7 protein-coding genes are annotated in these 7,022 nt (G+C 67.9%); 4 read left to right on the top strand and 3 right to left on the bottom strand.

Annotated elements, in window-relative coordinates; genetic code table 11:
- The first annotated feature begins 90 nt into the window (after positions 1-90).
- From AC2VOP_RS14705 to rraA, 4 genes are all read left to right on the top strand, one after another.
- Positions 91-747, top strand: coding sequence for a DUF6474 family protein (locus tag AC2VOP_RS14705; RefSeq protein WP_486961658.1), 657 nt, complete (start codon positions 91-93; stop codon positions 745-747).
- 67 nt (positions 748-814) lie between these two features.
- Complete coding sequence (locus tag AC2VOP_RS14710; protein ID WP_486961659.1) at positions 815-1,327, top strand: copper resistance CopC family protein; 513 nt, start codon at positions 815-817, stop codon at positions 1,325-1,327.
- Between the two features lie 55 nt (positions 1,328-1,382).
- The gene (locus AC2VOP_RS14715; protein WP_486961660.1) at positions 1,383-1,799 is read left to right on the top strand and encodes a hypothetical protein; all 417 of its coding nucleotides are present in this window, start codon (positions 1,383-1,385) and stop codon (positions 1,797-1,799) included.
- Positions 1,796-2,269, top strand: coding sequence for a ribonuclease E activity regulator RraA (gene rraA, locus AC2VOP_RS14720; protein WP_486961661.1), 474 nt, complete (start codon positions 1,796-1,798; stop codon positions 2,267-2,269). The genes AC2VOP_RS14715 and rraA overlap by 4 nt, the downstream gene beginning before the upstream one ends.
- A gap of 105 nt (positions 2,270-2,374) precedes the next feature.
- Here rraA and AC2VOP_RS14725 read toward each other — a convergent pair whose 3' ends face one another.
- From AC2VOP_RS14725 to gltB, 3 genes are all read right to left on the bottom strand, one after another.
- On the bottom strand, positions 2,375-2,581 hold the full coding sequence (locus tag AC2VOP_RS14725; protein ID WP_486961662.1) for a hypothetical protein: 207 nt from the start codon (positions 2,579-2,581) through the stop codon (positions 2,375-2,377).
- Positions 2,582-2,652: 71 nt separating this feature from the next.
- On the bottom strand, positions 2,653-4,119 hold the full coding sequence (locus AC2VOP_RS14730) for a glutamate synthase subunit beta (protein ID WP_486961663.1): 1,467 nt from the start codon (positions 4,117-4,119) through the stop codon (positions 2,653-2,655).
- Positions 4,112-7,022, bottom strand: a 2,911-nt coding sequence (gene gltB / locus AC2VOP_RS14735; protein ID WP_486961664.1) for a glutamate synthase large subunit, incomplete at its 5' end; no start/stop codon positions are given. The genes gltB and AC2VOP_RS14730, both read right to left, overlap by 8 nt.

A 7,022-nucleotide genomic window follows, 5' to 3' on the forward strand; every position in this document is an offset into this window, starting at 1 on the left:
ACCGCGTCAAGCGAGCCGGGCAGTGACCTGGTGGCACCTCGGGTGCATCAACGCCTCATCCAAAAGCGCTGACCTCAGGAAGGTAGTCCAGTGAGCCTGTTCAGCAAGCAGAAGAGCCGCGCGACCCGCCGCGCCGAGGCGCGTGCGATGAAGGCTCGCGCCAAACTCGAAGCCCGGCTGGCCGCCAAAGCCGAAACGCGCCGTTTCAAGGCCACCCAGCGCGCCGAAGCCAAAGCGCTCAAAGCGCAGCTAAAAGCCGAGCAGGACAGCGACCGTAGAGCGTTGAAGGCGGCCGAAGTGCAGCTCAAGGCGGCCCAGGAGGGAAGACTGCTGTCACCGGCACGAATCCGCCGGGCGCTGACGGTCTCCCGACTGTTGGCGCCGATAGCGGTCCCGATGGCCTACCGGGTGGCCACGGCCGCCCGCGGGCTGGTCGACGAGCGCCGCGCTGACCGGCTCGGGGTGCCGCTGGCCCGGATAGGCGAGTTCTCCGGTCCCGGCGCCAGGCTGTCGGCTCGTATCGCCGGGGCAGAGAAGACGCTACGCATGGTGCGCGACGGGAAACCCAAGGACACCGAGACCCAACGGTTCGTGGCCGCCATCACCGAACGGCTGACCGACCTCTCCGCCGCGGTCACCGCCGCGCAGACCATGCCGACCGCACGACGCCGCACCACGCACGCCGCGGTCGGCGAGCAACTCGACGGCATCGACGCCGACCTGATGGCGCGGCTGGGCCTGGCATGACCGGGCGTGCCCTGGCCCTGCTGGTCGCGGCGCTCGGCGTCACGATCGCGATCATGCGCAGGCAGACATGACCGGCATGGCCCGGGCTGTCGTGGCGGCGGCGGGGTGTCTGCTGCTGGCGGCACTGCTGTTCACGGCGACCGGGGTCGCCGCTGCGCACGCCGTGCTGGTGTCGACCGATCCGGTCGCGGACGCCGAGTTGGCCGTCGGCCCGGGCCGGGTCAGCGCCACCTTCAACGAGCGGCTGCAGACCACGTTCGCGGCCATGACGGTAGTCGGACCGGACGGCAACCTCTGGTCCACCGGAGCGGCGCAGGTGCAGGGGCCGGTGGTCAGCGTGGCGGTGCGTCCCCTGGGACCCGTCGGCACCTACACGACGAATTACCGGGTGACCTCGGCGGATGGACATGTGGTGTCGGGGTCGTGGCGATTCCGCCTCACGGTCGCCGGCACCGGAGAGCCCGGGCCCCCGGTAGCGGCCGGCCAGCAGCCCGGCAGCGACATGCCGATCTGGCCGTTCGTGGTCGGCGCAATCGTCATCGTCGGTGCCGGGCTGTGGGTGGCACGACCGAAGTCGTGACGGCTGGGCAGGTACTGTTCGAGTGCACGACGAGAGACCGCAAAGGATCAACCGTATGCCAGACCCGCAGGATCAACCCGAGCACGAATCCGAGGCAGCACCGGAGCCGACTATGCCAGAGGCCGCTAAGCCGGCCGAACCACCCGCGGCTCCCGCGCCCGCCAGTAAGGCACCGGCCAAAAAAGCACCTGCCAAGGCCGTGAAGAAAACCGCGAAGAAACCCGCCGCCAAAAAGCAGCCCGCCAAGAAAGCCCCCGCTAAAAAGGCAGCCGGCGCCAAAGAAGCAGCGGCAGAAGCGAAGTCAACAGTCGACGCAGCTCGGAGTCCGGTCACCGCACCGACGCTGGTGCCGGTGCCGCCGTCTCGCCGGCCGCCTGCCGCCCTGCTGGCCGCCGCTGCGCTGGGCCTGGTGGCAATGCTGCTGGTCCGGCGGCTGCGGCGGCGCAGCGCGCGGGGTGGTTGCGCTGCGTGACCGTGGCCTTTCGAGCCACCGCCGACCTGGTCGACGACATCGGACCCGACGTTCGCAGTTGCGACACCCAGTTCCATCAATTCGGCGGCCGCACGCAATTCGCTGGCCGGATCGCCACCGTGCGCTGCTTCGAAGACAACGCACTGTGCAGATCGGTGCTGTCCAAGCCCGGAGACGGCCGGGTGCTGGTGGTCGACGGCGACGGTTCCCTGCACACCGCCCTGATCGGTGACGTGATCGCCGAGTTGGCCCGCAGCAACGGCTGGACAGGACTCGTCGTCTACGGTGCCGTGCGCGACGTCGCGACGTTGCGCACTCTCGACATCGGGATCAAGGCACTGGGCACCAACCCGCGCAAGAGCGGCAAGACCGGCACCGGTGAAGTCGATGTGACCGTCGAGTTCGGCGGGGTCAGGTTCGTCCCGGGTGAGACCGCCTACAGCGACGACGACGGCATCGTGGTGGTCTAAACCCACTGGCGCGCCACCCGACCACCGCGAGCATGCACAATCTCGCACGCGCGGTGCCCGCGCAGTGCGAGATTGTGCATGCTCGCCGAGCGTAGCGAGCTGCGCTCAGGCCATCAGGCGCAGCATCTCCTCGGCGGTGACCAACCGTTCGTGGGTTGCCGGGAAGCCGAGGTTCTTCACCGGGCGTCGAAACCATAGCCAGCTCATTCGCGCTATGCGGGATCGGAATATCACGGTGGCGTGCACGTCGAAACTCCTGCTGTCGAGCTGGTCGAACCGAGCCCACCCGGCCCACTGCAGGTCATTAGACACCTGCCCGATAGCAGACAAAAGACGACGCGCCGGGAAACGCGCGCCCGGCGGAAGGGGAGATTTAGGAGTGACTAATGTATCGCTGCGGTTGTCGGTGTGATCGGGGACGGCAGGGCAGTCTGGCCCATCAGATACCGGTCCACGCCCGCCGCCGCCGCGCGGCCCTCGGCAATAGCCCAGACGATCAGCGACTGGCCGCGGCCCATGTCGCCGGCGACGTAGACCCCGGGCACCGAGGTGGCAAAGTCGGCATCGCGTGCGACGGTGCCCCGGCCGTCGAACTCCACCCCGAGATCGGTCAGCAGGCCAGCCCGTTCTGGTCCGACGAACCCCAGCGCCAGCAGCACCAGGTCGGCCTCCATCTCGAAGTCGGTGCCCTCGACTTTCTCGAATTTTCCGTGTCGCCGCCGGACCTCGTGGGCACGCAGCCCGGTGACGTGGCCGTCACGGCCGGTGAACTCCTCGGTGTTGACCGCGAACACCCGGTCACAGCCCTCTTCGTGGGCAGCCGACGTGCGCATGATCAGCGGCCACATCGGCCACGGGGTCGATACGTCGCGGGTGTCCGGCGGGCGCGGCATGATTTCGAACTGATGCACGCACGTGCCACCCTGACGGTGCACGGTGCCCAGGCAGTCGGCGCCGGTGTCACCACCGCCGATGATGATGACCTTCTTGCCGCGCGCGCTGATCGGCGGCTCGCCGTCGGGTCCCAGCACGTCGTCTCCGGCTTGGACGCGGTTCGCCCACGGCAGGTATTCCATCGCCTGGTGGACGCCCTTGAGCTCGCGGCCCGGGATCGGCAGGTCGCGCCAGGCGGTGGCGCCACCGGCCAGCACCACCGCGTCGAAGTCTGAACGCAGTTGCTGCGCTGTGATATCAACCCCTACGTTGACGCCGGCGCGGAAAACCGTCCCCTCGGCCGTCATCTGCACCAGCCTCCGGTCGACGAAGCGCTTTTCCATCTTGAACTCGGGTATGCCGTACCGCAGCAGCCCACCGATGCGATCGTCGCGCTCGAAGACCGTGACCGCGTGGCCGGCCCGGGTCAGCTGCTGGGCAGCGGCCAGCCCAGCCGGCCCGGAGCCCACCACCGCCACCGACTTGCCGGTCAGAGTCTCCGGTGCAAGCGGTTGCACCCAACCTTCTTTGAAGGCCCGCTCCACGATCTCGTACTCGATCTGCTTGATGGTCACCGGAGGCTGGTTGATGCCCAGCACGCAGGCCGGCTCGCACGGCGCCGGGCACAGTCGGCCGGTGAAGTCCGGGAAGTTGTTGGTGGCATGCAACCGGTCGAACGCCTCGCGCCAGCGGCCGGTGCGCACCAAGTCGTTCCACTCCGGGATCAGATTGCCCAGCGGACAACCGGTGTGGCAGAACGGAACACCGCAGTCCATGCAGCGCGTAGCCTGCTGGCGCACCGCGTCCTCGGTGAACTCCTGGTAGACCTCATGCCAGTCGTGCACCCGCTGCGCCACCGGCCGCCGCTGCGGCAGGATGCGCTCGGTGTATTTGAGGAAACCTCGCGGATCAGCCACCTGCGAACTCCATGACCGCCACGCTCGGGTCGGTGCCGGCGGTTTCTGCGTCGGCGATGATCTGCAGCATCCGCTTGTAGCCGCGCGGCATCACCTTGGCGAACTGGCGCTGCTGGGCCAGCCAGTCCGCCAGGATGCGCCGGGCCGGCACAGAGCCGGTCGCGTCGGCGTGGGCTACCAGGATGTCGTGCAGCCAGGCCAGGTCGTTCTCGTCGAACTCGTCGAGGTCCACCAGCTCGGTGTTGAGGTTGGCCGGAAGCGCCCCGTGCGGATCGTAAACGTAGGCCACTCCCCCCGACATGCCCGCTGCGAAGTTGCGGCCGGTGCTGCCCAGCACCACAACCTTGCCGCCGGTCATGTACTCGCACCCGTGGTCGCCGACCCCTTCGACCACCGCGTGCGCGCCGGAGTTGCGCACCGCGAACCGTTCGCCGACCACCCCGCGCAGGAAAACCTCGCCGCTGGTGGCACCGTAGAGAATCACATTGCCGCCGATGATGTTGTCCTCGGCGACGTAGCCGTCCGGCGCATCGGTGGACGGGCGCACCACGATCCGGCCGCCGGACAGTCCCTTGCCGACGTAGTCGTTGGCGTCGCCGTAGACCCGCAACGTGATTCCGTTCGGCAGGAATGCGCCGAAACTGTTGCCCGCCGACCCGGTAAAGGTGATGTCGATGGTGCCGTCCGGCAGCCCTTCGCCGCCATAGGCTTTGGTCACCTCGTGGCCGAGCATGGTGCCGACGGTGCGATTGACGTTGGAGATGGTGGTGGAGAACCGGACCGGTCGCCCGGTATCCAGAGCTTCGCGGCACATCACAATCAGCTGCTGGTCCAGTGCCTTGTCCAGCCCGTGGTCCTGGCTTGAGCTGCAATACAGGTCCTGGTTCATAAAAGCCGATTCCGGTTCGTGCAGCACCGCCGAGAGGTCCAGCTTGTGGGCCTTCCAGTGTGCCCGCGCGAGCGTGGTGTCTAGCGCGTTCACCTGCCCGACAGCCTCGTTGACGGTGCGAAAGCCCAGCTGCGCCAGGTATTCCCGCACTTCTTCGGCGATGAACAGGAAGAAGTTCTCCACGAACTCCGGTCTTCCGGTAAACCGCTCCCGCAGCACCGGGTTCTGGGTGGCCACTCCTACCGGGCAGGTGTCCAGGTGGCAGACCCGCATCATGATGCAGCCGGAGACCACCAGCGGCGCGGTGGCGAAGCCGAACTCCTCGGCCCCCAGCAGCGTCGCGATCATCACGTCACGCCCGGTCTTGAGCTGGCCGTCGGTCTGCACCACGATCCGGTCGCGTAATCCGTTGAGCAGCAAAGTCTGCTGCGTTTCGGCTAGCCCCAGCTCCCACGGTGCGCCGGCGTGCTTCAGCGAGGTCATCGGGGCCGCGCCGGTTCCGCCGTCGTGACCGGAGATCAGCACCACGTCGGCGTGTGCTTTCGATACTCCAGCCGCAACCGTCCCCACGCCGTTCTCGGCCACCAGCTTGACGTGGATCCGAGCCGACGGGTTGGCATTCTTCAGGTCGTGGATCAGCTGAGCCAGGTCTTCGATGGAGTAGATGTCGTGGTGTGGCGGCGGTGAGATCAGGCCGACACCCGGGGTGGCGTGCCGCACTTCGGCGATCCACGGATACACCTTGTTGCCCGGAAGCTGGCCCCCCTCACCGGGTTTGGCACCCTGGGCCATTTTGATCTGGATGTCGGAGCAGTTGGTCAGGTAGTGCGAGGTGACGCCGAACCGCGCGGAGGCGACCTGCTTGATGGCGCTGCGCCGCCAGTCACCGTCTGGATCGGGGTCGAATCGGTCGGCGTGCTCGCCGCCCTCGCCGCAGTTCGACCGGCCGCCCAGTCGGTTCATCGCGATGGCCAGTGTCTCATGGGCCTCGGCGGAGATCGAGCCATAGCTCATCGCGCCAGTCGAGAAGCGCTTGACGATCTCGCTGGCCGGTTCCACCTCCTCCAGCGGGACCGGTGGCCGCACCCCGGTGCGGAACTTCAACAGCCCGCGCAGCGTGGCCAACCGCTCACTCTGGTCGTCGATCAACCGGGTGTACTCCTTGAAGATCGCGTACTGGCCGGTGCGCGTGGAGTGCTGCAGCTTGAAGACGGTCTCCGGGTTGAACAGGTGATATTCACCCTCGCGGCGCCACTGATACTCCCCGCCCACCTCGAGGTCGCGGTGCGCTCGCTCGCCGGGGCGGTCCAGGTAGGCCAGCGCGTGCCGCGCGGCCACGTCGGCAGCGATGTCGTCCAGGGTGATGCCACCGATCGCGCAGGTCAATCCGGTGAAGTATTCGTCGAGGACATCCTGGGAGATGCCGACCGGCTGGAACAACTGAGCGCCGGTGTAGGACGCCCGCGTCGAGATGCCCATCTTGGACATCACCTTCAGCACGCCCTTGCCCGCGGCCTTGACGTAGTTGCACAGGGCCTGTTCTCGGTCCAGTGCTGCTGGAGCACCCGCCAGCGCACCACGGTCGAGCAGGTCCTCGACCGACTCCAGCGCCAGGTACGGGTTGACGGCGGCGGCGCCGAACCCGAGCAGCGCGGCCATGTGATGCACCTCGCGGGCGTCGCCGGCTTCGACCACCAAACCCACCTGGGTACGGGTGCGCTCGGCCACCAGGTGGTGATGGACCGCAGCGGTCGCCAGCAGCGACGGGATGGGGGCCAGTTCCTCGTCGGATTCCCGGTCGGACACCACGATGATGCGCGCGCCGCCCTCGATGGCCGCCGAGACTGCGGCCCGCACCTCCTCGAGCGCGGTGCGCAGTCCTTCCCCGCCCTCGGCGACCGGGTACAGGCAGCGGACGACGCTGGTGCTCATGCCGTGCCGGCGACCATTGACCTCCTGATCCGGCCGCAGGTTCACCAGTTTGGCCAGTTCGTGGTTGCGCAGGATCGGCTGG

The sequence above is a fragment of the Mycobacterium sp. TH-M106 genome (assembly GCF_057473765.1).